Annotated in this window: 17 protein-coding genes; 7 read left to right on the forward strand and 10 right to left on the reverse strand. The window is 71.3% G+C overall.

Going from position 1 to position 19,110, the window contains the following annotated elements; all coding sequences use genetic code 11:
• From AC07DO_RS27935 to AC07DO_RS27970, 8 genes are read right to left on the reverse strand one after another with little or no spacing between them, the layout of a single operon-like run.
• Positions 1 to 2,010 (reverse strand): NADH-quinone oxidoreductase subunit 5 family protein, encoded by a 2,010-nt coding sequence (locus AC07DO_RS27935; RefSeq protein ID WP_479063468.1) that lies wholly within the window; start codon positions 2,008 to 2,010, stop codon positions 1 to 3.
• Positions 2,007 to 2,408, reverse strand: coding sequence for an NADH-quinone oxidoreductase subunit NuoK (nuoK, locus tag AC07DO_RS27940; RefSeq protein WP_479063469.1), 402 nt, complete (start codon positions 2,406 to 2,408; stop codon positions 2,007 to 2,009). The genes AC07DO_RS27935 and nuoK overlap by 4 nt, the downstream gene beginning before the upstream one ends.
• Positions 2,408 to 2,983, reverse strand: coding sequence for an NADH-quinone oxidoreductase subunit J family protein (locus AC07DO_RS27945; RefSeq protein ID WP_479063470.1), 576 nt, complete (start codon positions 2,981 to 2,983; stop codon positions 2,408 to 2,410). Before AC07DO_RS27945 ends, nuoK begins: the two co-directional genes overlap by 1 nt.
• On the reverse strand, positions 2,980 to 3,525 hold the full coding sequence (locus tag AC07DO_RS27950; protein ID WP_479063471.1) for a NuoI/complex I 23 kDa subunit family protein: 546 nt from the start codon (positions 3,523 to 3,525) through the stop codon (positions 2,980 to 2,982). Before AC07DO_RS27950 ends, AC07DO_RS27945 begins: the two co-directional genes overlap by 4 nt.
• The gene (locus tag AC07DO_RS27955; RefSeq protein WP_479063472.1) at positions 3,525 to 4,493 is read right to left on the reverse strand and encodes a complex I subunit 1/NuoH family protein; all 969 of its coding nucleotides are present in this window, start codon (positions 4,491 to 4,493) and stop codon (positions 3,525 to 3,527) included. Before AC07DO_RS27955 ends, AC07DO_RS27950 begins: the two co-directional genes overlap by 1 nt.
• Positions 4,490 to 5,701 carry an NADH-quinone oxidoreductase subunit C gene (locus AC07DO_RS27960; RefSeq protein ID WP_479063473.1) on the reverse strand — a complete coding sequence of 404 codons (1,212 nt, stop codon included), beginning with the start codon at positions 5,699 to 5,701 and terminating at the stop codon, positions 4,490 to 4,492. The genes AC07DO_RS27955 and AC07DO_RS27960 overlap by 4 nt, the downstream gene beginning before the upstream one ends.
• Positions 5,698 to 6,309 (reverse strand): NADH-quinone oxidoreductase subunit B, encoded by a 612-nt coding sequence (locus AC07DO_RS27965; RefSeq protein ID WP_479063474.1) that lies wholly within the window; start codon positions 6,307 to 6,309, stop codon positions 5,698 to 5,700. Before AC07DO_RS27965 ends, AC07DO_RS27960 begins: the two co-directional genes overlap by 4 nt.
• Positions 6,300 to 6,689, reverse strand: coding sequence for an NADH-quinone oxidoreductase subunit A (locus AC07DO_RS27970; protein ID WP_150171008.1), 390 nt, complete (start codon positions 6,687 to 6,689; stop codon positions 6,300 to 6,302). The genes AC07DO_RS27965 and AC07DO_RS27970 overlap by 10 nt, the downstream gene beginning before the upstream one ends.
• A gap of 197 nt (positions 6,690 to 6,886) precedes the next feature.
• Here AC07DO_RS27970 and AC07DO_RS27975 point away from each other — a divergent pair, with 197 nt between their 5' ends.
• The 5 genes from AC07DO_RS27975 to AC07DO_RS27995 all read left to right on the forward strand — a co-directional run bounded on the left by AC07DO_RS27975 (position 6,887) and on the right by AC07DO_RS27995 (position 14,662).
• A complete protein-coding gene (locus tag AC07DO_RS27975; protein WP_479063475.1) occupies positions 6,887 to 8,080 on the forward strand; it encodes a sensor histidine kinase in 1,194 nt (397 codons plus the stop codon).
• 378 nt (positions 8,081 to 8,458) lie between these two features.
• Complete coding sequence (locus tag AC07DO_RS27980; RefSeq protein ID WP_479063476.1) at positions 8,459 to 9,823, forward strand: sensor histidine kinase; 1,365 nt, start codon at positions 8,459 to 8,461, stop codon at positions 9,821 to 9,823.
• A 644-nt stretch (positions 9,824 to 10,467) separates the two neighbouring features.
• Entirely contained in the window at positions 10,468 to 11,127 is a 660-nt protein-coding gene (locus tag AC07DO_RS27985; protein WP_317850484.1) for a response regulator transcription factor, read from the forward strand.
• A gap of 519 nt (positions 11,128 to 11,646) precedes the next feature.
• Entirely contained in the window at positions 11,647 to 13,578 is a 1,932-nt protein-coding gene (locus AC07DO_RS27990) for a 2-oxoacid:acceptor oxidoreductase subunit alpha (protein ID WP_479063477.1), read from the forward strand.
• Positions 13,571 to 14,662 (forward strand): 2-oxoacid:ferredoxin oxidoreductase subunit beta, encoded by a 1,092-nt coding sequence (locus AC07DO_RS27995; RefSeq protein ID WP_479063478.1) that lies wholly within the window; start codon positions 13,571 to 13,573, stop codon positions 14,660 to 14,662. The genes AC07DO_RS27990 and AC07DO_RS27995 overlap by 8 nt, the downstream gene beginning before the upstream one ends.
• 65 nt (positions 14,663 to 14,727) lie before the next feature.
• Here the strand turns inward: AC07DO_RS27995 and AC07DO_RS28000 are convergent, their stop codons facing one another.
• Complete coding sequence (locus tag AC07DO_RS28000) at positions 14,728 to 15,108, reverse strand: winged helix-turn-helix transcriptional regulator (RefSeq protein ID WP_479063479.1); 381 nt, start codon at positions 15,106 to 15,108, stop codon at positions 14,728 to 14,730.
• A 102-nt stretch (positions 15,109 to 15,210) separates the two neighbouring features.
• Here AC07DO_RS28000 and AC07DO_RS28005 point away from each other — a divergent pair, with 102 nt between their 5' ends.
• Together AC07DO_RS28005 and rarD are read left to right on the forward strand one after the other, a co-directional pair.
• Positions 15,211 to 16,086, forward strand: a complete 876-nt coding sequence (locus AC07DO_RS28005) for an SDR family oxidoreductase (protein ID WP_479063480.1) — start codon at positions 15,211 to 15,213, stop codon at positions 16,084 to 16,086.
• Between the two features lie 169 nt (positions 16,087 to 16,255).
• Complete coding sequence (rarD, locus tag AC07DO_RS28010) at positions 16,256 to 17,272, forward strand: EamA family transporter RarD (RefSeq protein WP_479063652.1); 1,017 nt, start codon at positions 16,256 to 16,258, stop codon at positions 17,270 to 17,272.
• 99 nt (positions 17,273 to 17,371) lie between these two features.
• Here rarD and AC07DO_RS28015 read toward each other — a convergent pair whose 3' ends face one another.
• A complete protein-coding gene (locus tag AC07DO_RS28015) occupies positions 17,372 to 18,928 on the reverse strand; it encodes an MFS transporter (RefSeq protein WP_479063481.1) in 1,557 nt (518 codons plus the stop codon).
• Between the last annotated feature and the right edge of the window lie 182 nt (positions 18,929 to 19,110).

The following is a 19,110-nucleotide window of genomic DNA, read 5'->3' on the forward strand; positions in this document are numbered from 1 at the left end:
TCACGCTCCGGCGGTGGCGACGAGGACGGCGGCGACGGCCAGGACGACCGTGCCTGCGAGCAGCGCGCTCAGGTAGGTCTGCACGTTGCCGGTCTGTGCGCGGCGGACGGCCGCGCCGAGCCAGCGGGGTGCGGCCCCGGCGCCGCGCACGTACGTCTCGACGACCTCGCGGTCCAGGAAGCGGACCAGGCTCGCCGCGGCGCGGACGGGGCGGACGAACAGGGCGGAGTAGACGGCGTCCAGGTGGAAGCCGCCGGCCGCGTGCCGGTGCAGCGGGCCGAGCAGCAGGCGGCCGGGGTCGGCCGGGACCGGTGCCGAGGCGACGTCTCCGTACGCGGGCTCGTGAGTGGCGATGGCCTCCGCCTCGACCTGGGCGCCGTCTCCGTCCGGGGTCGCGGCGACCGCGCCCATCGGGACACGGGCGGCGAGCGACGCGGTGTGCCGCCACGCGCCGTAGGTGACCAGACCACCGACGAGCGCGACACCCGTGCCCAGGACGGAGGTGGTGAGCGTCGGTGTGAGCGAGTGGCCGTCGAACCAGTCCGGCAGGGCGCCGACGGCGAGACCGAAGGCGAGGGAGGGGACGGCGAGCACCCAGAGCACGGCGGTCATGGCGAGGGGCTGGCGCCCGTGGTCGGGGGCCTGCGCTCCTCGGCCGTGGAAGGCGAGCAGCCACAGGCGTGTCGCGTAGGCGGCGGTGAGGAGGGCGGTGAGCAGACCGGCGACGAGGACGATCCAGCCCGCCGCGGTGGGCACGGACTCGGCGTGACCGGTGGCCGTGTGCTCGGCGGCGCCGAGCACCGCTTCTTTGGAGAAGAAGCCGCTGAACGGCGGGATCGCGGCGAGCGCGAGGAGCGCCACGGTCATCGTCCAGTACGCGTCGGGGACGCGGTCGCGCAGGCCACCCATGCGGGACATGGCGGCCAGTGAGTTGGTGCCGGCGGCGTGGATGATCACGCCCGCCGCGAGGAACAGGAGCGCCTTGAAGGCGCCGTGCGACAGGAGGTGGAAGACGGCGGCGCCGCGGTCGCCGACGGCGAGGGCACCGGTCATGTAGCCGAGCTGACCGATCGTCGAGTACGCGAGGACGCGCTTGATGTCGTCCTGGGCGAGCGCGGCGAGGGCCGAGCCGGCCATGGTGACGGCGGCCATGACGGCGAGGACGACCAGGGCCGCGCCGGAGAGGGCGAAGACGGGAAGGAGCCGGGCCACGAAGTAGACACCGGCGGCGACCATCGTCGCGGCGTGGATCAGCGCGGAGACGGGCGTAGGGCCCGCCATCGCGTCGGGCAGCCAGGTGTGGAGCGGGAACTGCGCGGACTTGCCGGCCACGCCCGCGAGCAGCAGCAGGGCGATCAGTGTCGGGTGGTCCAGGCCGTTGTCCGCGACCGTCGACAGGATCGTCGTAATGCGGAAGGAGCCCGTGTCGGCGGCGAGCGCGAACAGGCCGATCAGGAAGGGGACGTCGCCGAGCTTGGTGACGAGGAAGGCCTTCAGGGAGGCGGCGCGCGCCTCGGGGGTCTCCCAGTAGTGCCCGACCAGGAAGTACGAGCAGATGCCCATGATCTCCCAGCCGACCAGGAGCACCATCAGGTCGCCGGAGTAGACGACGAGCAGCATCGCGGAGGTGAAGAGGGAGACGAGGGAGGCGTACGAGGGGTAGCGGGGGTCCTCGCGGAGGTAGCCCGTCGAGTAGATCTGCACGCACGACGCGACGACGCCGACCAGGACGGCGACGAGTGCGGCGAAGCCGTCGATGTGCAGGGCGAGCTCGATGGGGACCGAGCCGGTCGGGGTGAGCTCCGTGGCGGCGTCGACCGGGGCCGTTCCGCTGCCGGTGCCGCCGCCCTGACGGATCGCCACGAGCACGGCGAGCAGGAGTGCCGTCAGCGTGGGCAGCACGGCGAGGGGACGTACGAGGCCGGGGATGCGTCGGCCGAGGAGCAGGCCCGCGGCCGCGCCCAGGAACGGCAGGAGGGGGACGAGGACGGCGAGGGTGGTCGTGGTCACGCGGTGGCCTCAGCCTTCTGCGCCGGTGCGGCCTCTTCGTCGGTGTCGCCGGGGTCGCCGTCACCGTCGCCCGGGTCGTCGTCCGGCTGCTCGGCGGTGTCGCGGAGGTCGTCGACGGCGGAGCTGCCGCGGTTGCGGTAGACCGCCAGGACGATCGCGAGGCCGATGCCGATCTCGGCGGCGGCGATGGCGATGGTGAAGAGGGTCAGGGCCTGGCCGGCGTGGAGGGAGTCGCGGAGCCAGACGTCGAAAGCGACGAGGTTGAGGTTGACGGCGTTGAGCATCAGCTCGACGGACATCAGGACCAGGATCGCGTTGCGTCGGGCGAGCACGCCATACAGGCCGACGCAGAAGAGGAGGACGGCCAGGACCGCGGGGTAGGCGAGGTGGAGGTGCATCAGTTGTTCTCCTCCTGGTCCTGGGCGGTGTTCTTGCGGGACAGGACGATCGCGCCGACGAGGGCGGCGAGGAGGAGTACCGAGAGGGCTTCGAAGGGGAGCACCCAGTGCCGGAAGAGGATCGATCCGGTCACGTCGGTGGAGCCCTGGGCCGCGCCGTCCAGGTCGATCACCGTGGTGCGGAACGCGTCCACGACGACCCAGACCAGGGCGGCCGCGGCGGCGAGGGCCACCGCGAGCGCGACCGGGCGGTTGCCGGAATCCGCCTCCGGGGACCGGCCGATGGGCGCCCGGGTGAGCATCAGTCCGAAGAGGAGGAGTACGACGACGGATCCGACGTAGATGAGGACCTGGACCCAGGCGATGAACTCGGCGGTCAGGAGCAGGTACTCGACGGCGAGCCCGCCGAGCGCGACCACCAGCCACAGCGCGGCGTGCACCAGCTGCCTGGTCGTGACCGTGATGACGGCCGCGCCGAGGGTGACGAGGCCGACCAGGAGGAAGGCGATCTCGACGCCCGTCGGGGACAGGAAGCCCTGGGTTTCGGCGGCGAGTGTTTCGGCGGCGATGTTCACGACTCCTCGCCCTTCGCCTCGGCCGCGGCCAGCTTCTCGGCCGTCTTGCGGGCGGCGGCGAGTTCCTTCGGCTCCTCGGCGGCGGGGTCCAGGGCGGGCGGGGCCGGGACGGTCCACATCCACTCGCGGAGCTTGTCGCGCTCGTGCGTGAGTTCGTGGATGTCGGTCTCGGCGTACTCGAACTCCGGCGACCAGAAGAGGGCGTCGAAGGGGCAGACCTCGATGCAGATGCCGCAGTACATGCAGAGGGCGAAGTCGATGGCGAAGCGGTCGAGGACGTTGCGGCTGCGCTCGCGTCCGCCGGGCGCGGCGGGCGGGACCGTCTCCTTGTGGGAGTCGATGTAGATGCACCAGTCGGGGCATTCACGGGCGCAGAGCATGCAGACCGTGCAGTTCTCCTCGAAGAGGCCGATGACGCCGCGGGTGCGGGGCGGCAGGTCGGGCTGGTGCTCGGGGTACTGCTCGGTGACGGTCTTCTTCGTCATCGTGCGCAGGGTGACGGCGAGGCCCTTGGCGAGGCCCGAGCCTGGGATCGGGGGCATCAGTTGATCGCCACCTTCACGATTCCGGTGAGCGCGATCTGCGCGAGGGCGAGCGGGACGAGGAGGGTCCAGGAGAGTTTCTGGAGCTGGTCCTCGCGGAGACGGGGGTAGGACACGCGGAGCCAGATCACGACGAAGGCGAGGACGGCCGTCTTCAGCAGGGTCCAGACCCAGCCGAGGCCGTCGGCGCCCCACGGGCCGTGCCAGCCGCCCAGGAAGAGGACGGTGGTGAGGCCGCACAGGACGACGATTCCGGCGTACTCGGCGAGGAGGAAGAGGGCGAAGCGCAGACCCGTGTACTCGGTGTAGGCGCCGAAGATGATCTCGGAGTCGGCGACCGGCATGTCGAAGGGCGGGCGCTGGAGTTCGGCGAGGCCCGCGACGAAGAACACGAGCGCGCCGACGATCTGCCAGGGCAGCCACCACCACTCGAAGGCGTCGACGATGCCGGGCAGCGAGACCGTGCCCGAGGCCATCGCGACCGAGGCGGCGGCGAGCAGCATCGGAAGCTCGTACGCGAGGAGCTGGGCGGCGGTGCGGAGGCCGCCGAGGAGGGAGAACTTGTTGGCGCTGGCCCAGCCGGCCATGAGCGAGCCGAGTACGCCGACGCCCATCACCGCGAGCACGAAGAAGATGCCCGCGTCGACGACCTCGCCGACCGCGCCCTCGTCGGGGCCGACCGGGATGGCGATCAGGACGAGGAGGTAGGGCAGCAGGGCGATCGCGGGCGCGAGTTGGAAGACGCGTCGGTCGGCCTCGGCCGGGACGACGTCTTCCTTCTGGGCGAACTTGACGCCGTCGGCCACGAGTTGCGCCCAGCCGTGGAAGCCGCCCGCGTGCATCGGGCCGAGGCGGCCCTGCATGTGGGCCATGACCTTGTGCTCGGTCTGGCCGACGACGAGGGGGAGGACCAGGAACACCGCGAAGACGATGACGAGGCGCAGGGCGACGTCGAGGGCGTCGTTCACTCGGTGCCTCCGGTATGTCCGGTCTCTTCGGGTTCTCCGGGTTCTCCGGTGCGGGGGGTCTCCGGCTTGCCGGTGTCCCCGGTGTCCCCGGTGTCCCCGGTATCGCCGGTATCCCGGGTCTCCGGCTTGTCGGGTTCCCCGGTGCGGGGGGTCTCCGGCTCGGGCGTGGGCTTCGGCTGTTCCGGGTCCTCGAACGCCGGTCGGGCGTGGTGCCACGGGGCGTCGGACTTCGGCACGGGGGCGGCCTCCGGGGCGGGGGGCGCCACGTCAGGTTCCGAGGCCGTCGGTGCCGGGGGCTCCGGGGCCGTCGGTTCCGGGGTTGCCGGTGCCGGGGCCGTCGGTTCCGGGGTCGTCGATGCCGGCGTTGCCGGGCGTTGGGATGCCGAGCCCTGGCTCGCGCTGCGGGTGCGGCGCGCGGGGCGGGCCGGGGTGTCCGGCTGTTGCGCCTCGGTGGGCTGGGGGGGCTGGGTATTCGGGGTGTCCGGGGTCTCCGCGGGCTGCGCGTCGGACGCCGCCTGGCTCGCCGAGCCCTGGCTGACCGAGCGGGTCCTGCGGGGCGGGCGTTCTCCGGCCGCCGCACGGCCTGCGGCACCCGCGCCCGCTGCGCGGCCCGCGCCGCGGGCCGGGCGGGCCGGCGCCGCCGGGAGCTGGCCCTTGAGAGGGCCCCACTCGTTCGGGTCGGGGACGCCCGGCGGCAGCATCTGGCGGCGCTTGGGGCCGCCGTGCTCCGATTCGCCCGGCTCCTTGGCGCCCGGCCAGGCCTTGGCGACCCGGGCCGCGAGCACGAAGTCCTTGCGGAGGGGGTGGCCCTCGAAGCTCCCGGGCAGGAGCAGCGGGGTCAGTCCTGGGTGGCCCTCGAACGTCACGCCGAACATCTCGTGGGTCTCGCGCTCGTGCCAGGCGGCGCCCGCGTACACGTCGACCGCGGAGGCGAGCACCGGGGCGTCGTGGGCGACCGTCGTACGGACGAGGAGGCGGCGTACGGGAGAGAGCGCGACCACGTGGGCGGCGACGCGGAAACCCGTGCCGGGTTCGTCGACCGCGCTCAGCCAGTCGAAGTAGGTGCAGGCGAGCGTGGTGCGGGCGGTCTCCAGGGCCGTGATCCAGGAGGACGCGGGGACGTCGACCGTCAGGACGTCGTACGACTCCTCGGCCGTCGCCTCCGCGCCGAAGAGCTCCTCGACGGGGCTCGGCAGCCAGCCGGTCATGCCGTGGCCTCCCCCGGCGCGGGCGGCTGCACGAGGCCGCTCTGCAGCGCGGCCGCCGAGGGGCGGGCACCGGAACCGTTCCCGTACCGCTCCCCCAGCGACTCCCGCGCGATCTTCTCCTGGAGCTTGAGGATGCCCTGGAGCAGCGCCTCGGGGCGGGGCGGGCACCCGGGTACGTACACGTCGACCGGGATGATCTGGTCGACGCCCTTGGTCACGGAGTACGAGTCCCAGTAGGGGCCGCCGCAGTTGGAGCAGGCGCCGAAGGAGATGACGTACTTCGGCTCGGGCATCTGCTCGTACAGGCGCTTCACGGCGGGCGCCATCTTGTCCGTGACCGTGCCGGACACGACCATCAGGTCGGCCTGGCGCGGGCCGGGCGCGAAGGGGATGACGCCGAGCCGGATGAAGTCGTGCCGCGCCATGGACGCGGCGATGAACTCGATGGCGCAGCAGGCGAGGCCGAAGTTGAAGACCCAGAGGGAGTACCGGCGGCCCCAGTTGAGGACCACCTTCATCGGCTCGGGGGCGAGCCGGGCGAGCGCGCCCAGCCTCTTCGGCTCGGGAAGCAGCACGGGCTTCCCGTCGGTGTCCGGGGTCACGTCCACGTCAGGACGCCCTTCTTGTATGCGTACAGCAGGCCTACGGCGAGGAAGCCGAGGAAGATGAACATCTCCACGAGCGTCGTCGCGCCGTAGCCGGGCGCGGCGAAGATCGTCGCCCAGGGGAAGAGGAAGATCGAGTCGACGGCGAAGATCACGTAGAGGAACGCGTAGACGTAGTAGCGGACCTGGGTGTGGGCCCAGCCCTCGCCTACGGGGTCGACGCCGCACTCGTACGTCAGGAGCTTCTCCGGGGTGGGCACCACTGGGCGCAGTAGCCGCCCCGCGCCGAAGGCCACTGCGACGAACAGCACGCCGACGACGGCGAGCAGTCCGACGACGGAGTACGACTGGTAGTAGCTCGCCGCGACGTTCGTCACGTGCACGTCAGCCCCTCACTCCCTGAACTCCTTGACCTTCCTGGCCCTTTTCGACGATCTGTACGCACGGGAGTCTAGGGCCTGCTAAAGGTTCGGTAAGCAGAGCGTCACGCATCGGTCGCCCCCGGGGTGGGGTTATCCCCCGGCTGTCCGGGCGGCCGCCCTCATGGCGCCGCGGCGGCGGGCCGGGCACCCTAGCGCGTATGACCGCACGCACCACGCCTCTGCACGACGACCGGCCGCCCCCCGCGCGCTTCGCGTACGACAGGTACACCTGGAAGGAGATCGCCCACCTCCTGGTGAACCTGCCGATGGGCATCGTCGGCTTCGTCTACACGGTGAGCGCGCTGTCCATCGGCATCGGTCTGACCGTGACCGTGATCGGTCTGCCGCTGCTCGCACTGGGGCTGCTCGGCGCACGCGTCCTGGGCAGGGCGGAGCGGGCGCGGGCCAGGAAACTGCTGGGCGTACAGGTGGACGAGCCGAGTCCGATGCCGTGGCGGCGGGGGCAGAGCTTCCTCGGGCGGCTGTGGTCGAACCTGAAGGACCCGGTGGGCTGGCGCACCATGCTGTACGGGTTCATCCGGCTGCCCTGGGGCGTGCTGACCTTCGCCGTCGTCACCGTCGGGCTCTTCGTGCTCTGGCCGGTGCTGCCCTTCGTCGTGCGCGGGCTCACCAACGCGGACCGGGCGATGGTCCGCGGACTGCTCTCCCCCTCCGACGAGTTGGAGCAGCGGATCGCCGAACTGGAGTCCGACCGGGGCGTGGTCGTGGACACCGCGGCCGCCGACCTGCGCCGCATCGAGCGCGATCTGCACGACGGGGCACAGGCCCGCCTCGTCGCCCTCGCCATGGGACTCGGCCTCGCCAAGGAGAAGCTCCTGGAGGACCCCGACGCCGCGGCCTCCATGGTCGACGAGGCGCACGGCGAGGTGAAGCTGGCCCTGCAGGAACTGCGCGACCTGGCCCGCGGCATCCACCCCGCCGTCCTCACCGACCGCGGTCTGAACGCCGCTCTCTCCTCCGTCGCCTCGCGCTGCACGGTGCCGGTCAAGGTGACCGCCGACCTTCCCGCGCGCCCGGCGGCGGCCATCGAGGGCATCGCGTACTTCACGGTCTCCGAACTGCTGCAGAACATCAGCAAGCACAGCGGGGCGAGGACCGCGAGCGTCGACGTGTGGCAGGCGGACGAACGGCTGCTCATCCAGGTGTGGGACGACGGGCGCGGCGGCGCGCGGCTGGACGGCGGCACGGGCATGGCGGGGCTCGCCGACCGGCTCGGCGCGGTGGACGGGCTCTTCGTGATCGAGTCGCCCGAGGGCGGTCCCACGACGATCACGGCGGAGCTGCCGTGGCGCGACCGCTCGACGGACGCGGTTTCCGGCCTCCGCGGATGATGGACGCGGCTCGCGGCCTCCGCGGGTGCCGGGCGCGGCTCCCGGCCTCCGCAGGTGACAGGCGCGGGCTTCGGCCTCCGCAGGTGACAGGCGCGGGCTTCGGACCCTCGCAGGTCACAGACGCGGGCTTCGGACCCTCGCAGGTCACAGACGCGGGCTTCGGCCCCGCGCGGGTCACAGACGCGGGCTTCGGCCCCGCGCGGGTCACGAAGGTAGGGAAAACCCCCGGTTCAAGACGCCGACCGGCTCCATGGTTCCGGGCCACCGCGACGGCGAGTCTGTAACTACGGCGGCCGGGCGGCCGCGAACCACGGGCCTTGGCCCGGCCAGGCCCGGCCCGGGCTCAGATATACACAGACCCAGAAACGGACGGCAGCGATGGCCACGGATTACGGACAGGGGTACACGCACATGGACCGGCCGGACTTCCGGGGAACCGACGTCGAGGAGCGGCCGCGCCACCGGCTGCCCGCAGGACTGCGCGCCCCCTTCGAGGCCCGCACCTGGCGGGAGTTCGGCTACACCATGCTGAGCCTGCCGATCGGCATCACGTCCTTCGTCTTCGCCGTCACCATGCTCTCGCTCGGCGTGGGCCTGCTGATCACCTTCATCGGCATCCCGGTGCTCGCCGCCGGTCTCGCCGGCTGCCGCGGCATCGGGGCGCTGGAGCGGACGCGGGCGCGCGGCCTGCTCGGCCTGGAGGTCGCCTCGCCGGAGCCGCTGCGGCCCAAGGGCGGCGGCCCGATGGCGCTCATGGGCGCGGTCCTCAAGAGCGGCGCGTCCTGGCGGCACGTCCTCTACTCGCTGCTGATGCTGCCGTGGTCGGTCTTCTCGTTCACGGTGGCGGTCGCCTTCTGGACGTACGGCTGGATGATGCTCACGTACCCGCTGTGGTTCTGGCTCTTTCCGATGTACGGAGGACAGGACGGCATCCAGCTGTACGGCGGGGACGACGGGCACCGCATCTACCTCGACAACCCCTTCGAGATCGGCATCACGGCCGCGACGGGTCTCCTCATCACGCTGGCCACGCCGTGGATCCTGCGGGCTCTGACGACCGTGGACCGCGTGATGGTGTACGGGCTGCTCGGCCCCTCGCGGCTCGCGACCCGCGTCGTCGAGCTGGAGTCGGACCGCGGCGTGGTCGTGGACACCGCGGCCGCCGACCTGCGCCGCATCGAGCGCGATCTGCACGACGGAGCACAGGCCCGCCTGGTCGCCCTCGCCATGGATCTCGGCCTGGCCAAGGAGAAGCTCACCGAGGACCCGGAGGCGGCGGCGCGCATGGTGGACGAGGCGCACGGCGAGGTGAAGGTGGCCCTGCAGGAGCTGCGCGATCTGGCCCGCGGCATCCACCCCGCCGTCCTCACCGACCGCGGTCTGGACGCCGCACTCTCCGCGCTGGCGGCCCGGTGCACGGTGCCGGTCCACGTGGAGGTGGACCTGACGAGCCGCCCCGCGGCGGCCATCGAGGGCATCGCGTACTTCACGGTCTCCGAACTGCTGCAGAACATCAGCAAGCACAGCCGCGCCCAGGCCGCGGGCGTCGACGTCTGGCGGGCCGAGAACCGGCTGATGCTCCAGGTGACCGACAACGGGACGGGTGGCGCCGACGTGTCGGCGGGCTCCGGCCTCGCGGGGCTCGCGGAGCGGCTCGACGCGGTCGACGGGATCCTGGTGGTCGACTCGCCGGTGGGCGGCCCGACGACGATCACGGCGGAACTGCCGTGGCGCAAGGCCTGAGGCGGGGGCCGGCCGCTGGCCGGTGCTGGCCTTTGGCGGGGCCGACTTCTGGCGGGGGCCGTCCTCTGGGCGTGGGCCGGCCTCTCGCCCTGAGCGGGTACTGGCCCCCGCCCCCGAGCGGGGTGCCGAACCCTGCCCTCGACCGGAGCTGGGCCCCCGGCCAGCCCTGAGCTGGGCCCGGCCCCGGCCCTGAGCTGCCCCCGACCCTGACCCCGACCCGAGCTGGGCCCCCTCGGCCGGCCCTGAGCTGCCCACGCCCCCCCCTCGGCCGACCCTGAGCTGCCCACGCCCCCCTCGGCCGGCCCTGAGCTGCCCACGCCCCTCGGCCGGCCCTGAGCTGTACCCTGACCCGAGCCCTGAGCTGGACCCTGACCCCGACCCGAGCCGGCCCCCCGTCGACACGCCCCCCCCGAGAAGGCGGCCGCCGCACCTGACCGGCAAGAGAGCAGTCCGGCGAGCGGGCCGGTGGGTCGGGGCGGATCGCGCGATACTGAGGTGCCAAGTGTTCGGCGCCAAGCGGTCGGCGCCACGCGTCCGGTCGGCATCACCGCCGTCGGCCGGACGCGGACCAGACAAGCGCGCCGGGGGGCCAAAAGTGCCCGGGGGCCAGAAAAGTGCCGGGGGGCCAAAAAGTGGAGGACAAAGTGCGGGTGGTCATCGCCGAGGATTCAGTGCTGCTCAGGGAGGGCCTGACCCGGTTGCTGACCGACCGCGGGCACGACGTGGTCGCGGGGGTGGGAGATGCCGACGCCCTGATCAAGACGATCACCGATCTCGCCGCGCAGAACACCCTGCCGGACGTGGTCGTCGCCGACGTACGGATGCCGCCGACCCACACCGACGAGGGCGTGCGCGCCGCCGTGTACCTGCGTCACCAGCACCCCGGCCTCGGGGTCCTGGTCCTTTCGCAGTACGTCGAGGAGCAGTACGCCACCGAACTGCTCGCCGGTTCGAGCCGTGGCGTGGGCTATCTGCTCAAGGACCGGGTCGCCGAGGTGCGGGAGTTCGTCGACGCCGTGGTGCGGGTGGCGGACGGTGGCACGGCGCTCGATCCGGAGGTCGTGGCGCAGCTCCTCGGCCGCAGCCGCAAGCAGGATGTGCTCGCGGGGCTTACTCCACGCGAACGTGAGGTACTCGGCCTCATGGCCGAAGGACGGACCAACTCGGCGATCGCCCGACAGCTCGTGGTGAGCGACGGCGCCGTCGAGAAGCACGTGAGCAACATCTTCCTGAAGCTCGGTCTTTCCCCGAGTGACGGGGATCACCGCCGTGTGCTTGCGGTCCTCACCTATCTCAACTCATGAATGACTGACAACCTCTCAGATATGTGGAATCCAGCGGAAGCTGCCGGTCCAGGGCTGTGGCCACAGCCCGGGTCGGGCACCGCTGGAGCCCGGGTCGGGTGCCGTCGGACCCCCTGCCGGGGCCATGGGGAGGGCGCCCTCGGACACGCCGGGGGCCGTCGGCGCACCATCTGGAGCACGGGCGCGACCAGCGATATCGGGAGTGCGGTCTGCGGCGGCATCAGGAGCGGGATCAGGGGGAAGCCACGGAGAGTGACTGATCGTCACAGGCAGCCGGAGTCGGCCGGAAGCAGGCCCCGGGGAGGCAGGTCCTAGAACCAAAGGACGAGCGGGGAGCGTCATCCAGGAAGGACCGGGGGGCGAGGCAAACCATGGCAAACCAATGCAACACGGTGTCTCAGAAGTGGATCCACCATGCGAACAACCCCAGGAAGGCGACCCTTACAGACGTAGGGTGGACCTTGGGAGCGCCGGTCGTCCCGGCGATCCGCTCAGTCGCCTCGAGGGAGGTCCAGTTCAGTGACCAGCCAGGTCAGTAGCCAAGCCGAGCAGGCCGACGGAGCTGTCGTCGGAGAGCAACGCAAGCCCGCAGGTGACAAGGACGTGCGGCGTCTGGACCGAGTGATCATCCGCTTCGCGGGGGACTCCGGTGACGGTATGCAGCTCACGGGTGACCGGTTCACTTCGGAGACGGCGTCCTTCGGCAACGACCTGTCGACGCTGCCGAACTTCCCCGCCGAGATCCGTGCGCCCGCCGGAACGCTGCCGGGCGTGTCGTCCTTCCAGCTGCACTTCGCCGACCACGACATCCTGACGCCGGGCGACGCACCGAGCGTACTGGTCGCGATGAACCCGGCGGCACTGAAGGCGAACATCGGTGACGTGCCGCGCGGCGCCGAGGTCATCGTGAACACCGACGAGTTCTCCAAGCGCGCCATGCAGAAGGTCGGTTACACCACCTCCCCGCTGGAGGACGGCTCCCTGGACGGCTACAGCGTGCACCCGGTGCCGCTGACCACGCTGACCGTGGAGGCCCTCAAGGAGTTCGACCTCTCCCGCAAGGACGCGGGGCGCTCGAAGAACATGTTCGCGCTCGGTCTCCTTTCGTGGATGTACCACCGGCCGACCGAGGGAACCGAGAAGTTCCTTCGAGCCAAGTTCGCGAAACGCCCCGAGATCGCCGAGGCGAACATCGCGGCATTCCACGCGGGATGGAACTTCGGCGAGACCACCGAGGACTTCGCGGTCTCGTACGAGGTCGCTCCGGCCGCCCAGGCGTTCGCGACCGGCACCTACCGCAACATCTCCGGCAACCTGGCTCTGTCGTACGGTCTGATCGCGGCGAGCCGGCAGGCCGACCTGCCGCTCTACCTGGGCAGTTACCCGATCACCCCGGCCTCGGACATCCTGCACGAGCTGTCCAAGCACAAGAACTTCGGCGTACGGACCTTCCAGGCCGAGGACGAGATCGCGGGCATCGGCGCGGCCCTGGGCGCAGCGTTCGGCGGGTCGCTTGCGGTGACGACGACGTCGGGGCCCGGTGTGGCGCTCAAGTCGGAGACCATCGGCCTGGCCGTCAGCCTCGAACTGCCGCTGCTGATCGTGGACATCCAGCGCGGCGGGCCGAGCACGGGGCTGCCGACGAAGACCGAGCAGGCCGACCTGCTCCAGGCGATGTACGGGCGCAACGGCGAGGCACCGGTGCCGATCGTGGCGCCGAAGACCCCGGCGGACTGCTTCGACGCGGCGCTGGAGGCGGCCCGCATCGCGGTGACGTACCGGACTCCGGTGTTCCTGCTGTCCGACGGCTACCTCGCCAACGGCTCCGAGCCCTGGCGCATCCCCGAGGTCGACGAACTGCCCGACCTGCGCGTTCAGTTCGCCTCCGGCGCCAACCACACCGAGGCCGACGGCACCGAGGTCTTCTGGCCGTACAAGCGCGATCCGCAGACCCTGGCCCGTCCATGGGCGATCCCGGGCACGCCGGGTCTGGAGCACCGTATCGGCGGCATCGAGAAGCAGGACGGCACGGGCAACATCTCGTACGACCCGGCCAACCACGACTTCATGGTCCGCACCCGCCAGGCGAAGGTCGACGGGATCGCCGTGCCGGACCTGGAGGTCGACGACGCCGGCGGGGACGCCGACACGCTTGTCCTCGGCTGGGGTTCGACGTACGGGCCGATCACCGCGGCCGTCCGGCGGCTGCGCGCCGCGGGTGAGTCCGTCGCGCAGGCCCATCTGCGCCACCTCAACCCGTTCCCGCGGAATCTGGGCGACGTCCTCGCGCGTTACGACAAGGTGGTGATCCCCGAGATGAACCTCGGTCAGCTCGCCACGCTGATCCGGGCGCGGTATCTGGTGGACGCTGTCTCGTACAACCAGGTCAACGGAATGCCGTTCAAGGCCGAGCAGCTCGCCACGGCTCTCAAGGAGGCCATCGATGGCTGACACGAAAACGGCCGGGCCGGAGGGGACCGGGAGCACGATCGAAGCGCTGTCCCTGGTGCCCAAGGCCGAAGCCCAGCAGTCCATGAAGGACTTCAAGTCCGACCAGGAGGTGCGCTGGTGCCCCGGCTGCGGTGATTACGCCGTGCTGGCCGCGGTGCAGGGCTTCATGCCGCAGCTGGGCCTGGCGAAGGAGAACATCGTCTTCGTCTCGGGCATCGGCTGCTCTTCCCGCTTCCCGTACTACATGAACACGTACGGGATGCACTCCATCCACGGCCGTGCCCCGGCGATCGCCACCGGCCTCGCGTCGTCGCGACGGGATCTGAGCGTCTGGGTGGTCACCGGTGACGGCGACGCGCTGTCCATCGGCGGCAACCACCTGATCCACGCACTGCGCCGCAACGTGAACCTGAAGATCCTGCTGTTCAACAACCGGATCTACGGCCTCACCAAGGGGCAGTACAGCCCCACGTCGGAAGTCGGCAAGATCACGAAGTCGACGCCGATGGGTTCCCTGGACGCGCCGTTCAATCCGGTGTCGCTGGCCATCGGCGCAGAGGCGTCGTTCGTGGCCCGCACGGTGGACTCCGACCGCAAGCACCTCACGGAGGTGCTGCGCGCGGCCGCCGAGCACCCCGGCACCGCGCTCGTGGAGATCTACCAGAACTGCAACATCTTCAACGACGGCGCCTTCGAGGTCCTCAAGGACAAGCAGCAGGCGGAGGAGGCGGTGATCCGCCTCGAGCACGGGCAGCCGATCCGCTTCGGCACCGAGGGATCGAAGGGCGTCGTGCGCGACGCGGTGACCGGCGACCTCAAGGTCGTCGCCGTCACGCCGGAGAACGAGGGCGACGTCCTGGTCCACGACGCGCACTCCACGTCGCCGACCACGGCGTTCGCGCTTTCCCGGCTCGCCGACCCGGACACGCTGCACCACACGCCGATCGGCGTCTTCCGCAGCGTCGAACGCCCGGTCTACGACACGCTCATGGCCGACCAGCTCGACACCGCCATCGAGCAGAACGGCAAGGGCGACCTGGCCGCACTGCTCGCCGGCGGCGACACGTGGACGGTCGTCGGCTAGGTCGTCGGCCGGTCCGACGGCCGTCGGCCGGTCGACGCACGCCCCGGAGGCCCGGTCCTGATCCCTCAGGACCGGGCCTCGTCGTATGCCTGCCGCGCCTTCTGTACGTCGTCCATGCGCTCCTGCGTCCAGGTCGCGAGGGTCCTCACCTGCACTGCGGCTTCGCGGCCGAGGTCCGTGAGGGAGTAGTCGACGCGGGGCGGGATGACCGGCTTGGCGTCGCGGTGCACGAGGCCGTCGCGCTCCAGGGTCTGCAGCGTCTGGGCCAGCGACTTCTCACTCACGCGGCTGATGTCGCCGATGGCCCGGCGCAGCTCGCTGAAACGGTACGAGCGCTCTTCGAGCGCGATCAGGATGAGGACGCCCCACCGGCTCGTGACGTGTTCCAGGACGAGGCGGTACGGACACATCGCTTCGACGCCCGACTTCCGAGTACTTACAGCCATACCAGCACCTTACTTCAAAGTGGGTACTTACGAATAGTTAGCGCTGTAGCTAACGTGGGTGGCAGACCGCACCGAAGAGTCACTCACCAGGAGCTTTCAGACATGAGCATCGTCGTCACCGGAGCCACCGGAAACCTCGGCCGTCTCGTCATCGAGGGGCTGCTGGCCGCCCGCGTCCCCGCCGGGAACATCGCGGCCGTCGTACGCGACAAGGGCAAGGCCGCCGACCTCGCCGAGCGCGGGATCGAGCTGCGGATCGCCGACTACAGCGCCCCCGAGACCCTGGCCGGTGCCTTCACCGCCGGCGACCGGGTCCTGATGATCTCCGGCAGCGAGGTCGGGCAGCGCGTGCCGCAGCACCGCGCTGTCGTCGACGCGGCGAGCGCGGCGGGCGTCGCACTCCTCGCCTACACGGGCGTCCTCGGCGGCCCCGACGCCGACTTCGAGCTGGCGGCCGAGCACAAGGTGACCGAGCAGCTCATCCTCGACTCCGGCCTGCCCTACACGTTCCTGCGCAACGGCTGGTACCACGAGAACTACACCGAGCACCTCGCCCCGGTCCTGGAGCACGGCGCCGTCGTCGCCTCCGCGGGCGAGGGCCGGGTCGCCTCCGCCTCCCGCGCCGACTACGCCGCGGCCGCCGTCGCCGTCCTGACCGGCGAGGGCCACGAGGGCCAGGTGTACGAGCTGAGCGGCGACGTCGCGTGGAGCTTCGCCGAGTACGCCGCGGAGGTCGCGGCCCAGAGCGGTCAGGACATCTCGTACGCGAACGTCCCCGCCGAGCAGCACCTCGCCGTCCTGACCGGCGCCGGGCTGCCGGAGCCGTTGGCCGCGGTCCTCGTCGACGTGGACGCGGCGATCGCACGGGGACGTCTGGCCGGGACGACCGGGGAGCTCGCGCGGCTGATCGGCCGCCCCACGACGCCGATCTCCGAGGCCGTCGCGGCGGCGCTCGCAGGCCTGAACCGCCAGTCATGACTGTCCCCCGTTTACGGGCATGACAGGCGGGGGCTCACGGCGCTACCTTCAGTGCGGCAGCAGTGGGACTGCCGTGCATCGAGGAGGAGCCGTGGACAGCGGAGCAGCCGGGAAGTCGGTAAAGAGCGAGCAGCGCACCGGGCTGCTGAACGGCTTCGCCGCCTACGGGATGTGGGGCCTCGTCCCCCTCTTCTGGCCGCTCCTCAAACCGGCCGGCGCCGTCGAGATCCTCGCCCACCGGATGGCCTGGTCCCTCGTGGTGGTCGGCATCGCGCTGCTCTTCATACGCCGCTGGGACTGGGCGCGCGAACTGCTCCGCCAGCCGCGCAGGCTCGGCCTGGTGACGATCGCCGCGGCGGTCATCACCGTCAACTGGGGCGTCTACATCTGGTCCGTGAACTCCGGCCACGTCGTCGAAGCCTCCCTCGGCTACTTCATCAATCCGCTGGTCACCATCGCCATGGGCGTCCTGCTCCTCGGCGAGCGGCTGCGCCCGGTGCAGTGGGCGGCGGTCGGCGTCGGCTTCGCCGCGGTGCTCGTCCTCGCGTTCGGCTACGGCAGGCCACCGTGGATCTCCCTCTGCCTCGCCTTCACCTTCGCGACGTACGGCCTGGTGAAGAAGAAGGTCAACCTCGGCGGCCTGGAGTCCCTCGCCGCCGAGACCGCCGTCCAGTTCCTGCCGGCCGTCGGCTACCTGGTGTGGATCGCCACGCAGGGCGACATCGTCTTCGGCACGGAGGGCGCCGGGCACGCGGCGCTGCTCGCGGCGACCGGCGTGGTGACCGCCGCGCCCCTGGTCTGCTTCGGAGCGGCGGCGATCCGGGTACCGCTCTCCACGCTCGGCCTCCTCCAGTACCTCGCCCCCGTCTTCCAGTTCCTCCTCGGCATCCTGTACTTCCACGAGGCCATGCCTCCCGAGCGCTGGGCGGGCTTCGCCCTGGTCTGGCTCGCCCTCTCCCTCCTGACCTGGGACGCGCTCCGCACGGCCCGCCGAAACGCCGCACGCCTCGCGGCGGCGCGGGTGGCGCGGGTGGCGGCCACGGTGGTCGAGCCGGGAATCCCTGTGGAGCGGGCAGAGCACGGGCAGCGGGAGGGGCGGGATGAACGAGGGGAGCGGGGCGAGCGGGACGAGCGGGACGAGCGGGACGAGCGGGACGAGCGGGGCGAGCGGGAGGCGACGGTTTGAGGTGGTGAGGCGTCGGCTTGAGGTGGTGAGGCAGACCCGCTCGGAGTGCCCCGGGATCGGTCCACTCGTTGCTTGGGGTCACGAGACCGTGGTGAGTGGCTATCGGGCCTCGCACGGGGGCAAGGCGGCCGGTGCCTCAGGTGCGCCGCTTCGGCGCCGGTCCGTGAGCCTCTGCGGCTGGTGCCGCAATGGTGCGGGGTGCGGGTGGTGCCGCAATGATGCGGGCCGGCCACCGGCCACCGGCAGGGCCGCCGCCGCGATCTTGCCCCTCCCCTCCTTGCGTACGCCCGCCGCCGCTACCACCGCCCCCAGTACCGCCATCACCAACGGCACCACCAGCGCCGTGCGGAACGCGCTCAGATCCACCCCGCCGCCCGCTCCCCCGTGTTCCTCGACCAAGCCGTAGACGGCCGTCACGGCCGATATGCCGATTGCGGCTCCGAACTGCGAGGCGGTCTGCAGCAGCCCGCTCGCCAGGCCCTGCTCCCGCTGCGGCACGCCGTCCGTCGCGGCGATCATCTGCGGGCCGAGCGTCAGGGCGAACCCGGTGCCCGCGAGGAGCAGCGTCGGGAACATCGCCAGGTACGGCCAGTCCGCGCCGACCGGCAGGAACAGCGCGTACGCCACCGCCGCCATCAAGAACCCGCCCAGAATCACGCGCCTGTTGCCGTACCTCCGGACCAGGCGCGGCGTGAGTGTCGGTGACAGGAACACATCGCAGCCCAGCACGATCATCGCGACGGCGGTCTGCCACGACGACCAGCCGCGCAGTTCCTGGAGATAGAGCGTCAGGACGAACTGGAAGCCCATGAAGGCCCCGAGGTAGAGCAGCGCTCCCGTCCCGGCCCGCGCCACGGACCCGGTACGGAGGATCCCGAGCCGCACCAGCGGATCGTCCGTACGCCGCTCCACCCGCACGAAGACGGCACCCAGCCCCAGCCCCGCGACCGCCGCGCCGAGCGTCAACGGCCAGCCCGAGAGGCCGTGCTCCAGCCGCACGATGCCGAAGGCGAGCAGCAGCATGGTCCCGGCCACTGTCGCCGCCCCCGGCAGGTCGAACCGCCGCGCCACACGCAGGGAAGCAGCTCCGGCCTCGTCGTCCCGCTTCGGTATGAGCCGGATCCCCGCTGCCAGGATCACACCCGCGAAGAACACCGGCGTGAAGAACACCCACTGCCAGCCGATCTCGGTGAGCAGCCCGCCGACGACCAGACCGAGCGAGAACCCGCCCGCGGACGTCCCGGCGAAGATCAACAATGCTCTGTTCCGCTCGGGCCCCTCGTCGTACGAAGTGGTGATGATCGACATCGCCGCCGGCGTCATGAACGCCGCGGCCACCCCGGTCACGAACCGCGCCACGACCAGCATCCAGCCCTCTGTCGCGAAGCCACCGAGCCCGGAGAAGACCATGAAGACCACCAGCCACGCGAGGAACATCCGCCGCCTGCCGAGCAGATCAGCCGCGCGGCCGCCGAGCAGGGTGAACCCCGCGTACCCGAGGACGTACGCGCTGATCACCCACGCGGCCGTGCCCGTCGAAAGCCCCAGGTCGGATCTGATCTCCGGGATCGCTATCGCCAGCATCGCGATGTCGATGCCCTCGAGGAAGATCGTGCCGCAGAGGACGAGAAGCAACGCCCAGGCACGTGCACTCATGGCAGAACTCCTTCGTAGACGAGTGGGGTTGGCGTGTGGGGGAGGCGGGCGGGGGCTGGGGGGGGCGCCCGCCATGGCGGGCGGGGGCTGGGAGGGGTGTCGGCCGTCATGACGGACAGCCGCGTACGCGGTTACGGCGCTGAGGGTCGGTTCCCTCTTGTAACCACTGGCATCCTGCGGCA

The sequence above is a fragment of the Streptomyces sp. NPDC045678 genome (assembly GCF_056432085.1).

Bases quoted from the DNA above. Each gene is read 5' to 3' on its own strand.
- AC07DO_RS27975 (WP_479063475.1), top strand. From the start codon at position 6,887: ATGACCGCACGCACCACGCCTCTGCACGACGACCGGCCGCCCCCCGCG.
- rarD (WP_479063652.1), top strand. From the start codon at position 16,256: ATGTGGGGCCTCGTCCCCCTCTTCTGGCCGCTCCTCAAACCGGCCGGC.
- nuoK (WP_479063469.1), bottom strand. From the start codon at position 2,408: ATGCACCTCCACCTCGCCTACCCCGCGGTCCTGGCCGTCCTCCTCTTC.
- AC07DO_RS27980 (WP_479063476.1), top strand. From the start codon at position 8,459: ATGGCCACGGATTACGGACAGGGGTACACGCACATGGACCGGCCGGAC.
- AC07DO_RS27950 (WP_479063471.1), bottom strand. From the start codon at position 3,525: ATGCCCCCGATCCCAGGCTCGGGCCTCGCCAAGGGCCTCGCCGTCACC.
- AC07DO_RS27995 (WP_479063478.1), top strand. From the start codon at position 13,571: ATGGCTGACACGAAAACGGCCGGGCCGGAGGGGACCGGGAGCACGATC.
- AC07DO_RS28005 (WP_479063480.1), top strand. From the start codon at position 15,211: ATGAGCATCGTCGTCACCGGAGCCACCGGAAACCTCGGCCGTCTCGTC.
- AC07DO_RS28000 (WP_479063479.1), bottom strand. From the start codon at position 15,108: ATGGCTGTAAGTACTCGGAAGTCGGGCGTCGAAGCGATGTGTCCGTAC.
- AC07DO_RS27960 (WP_479063473.1), bottom strand. From the start codon at position 5,701: ATGACCGGCTGGCTGCCGAGCCCCGTCGAGGAGCTCTTCGGCGCGGAG.
- AC07DO_RS28015 (WP_479063481.1), bottom strand. From the start codon at position 18,928: ATGAGTGCACGTGCCTGGGCGTTGCTTCTCGTCCTCTGCGGCACGATC.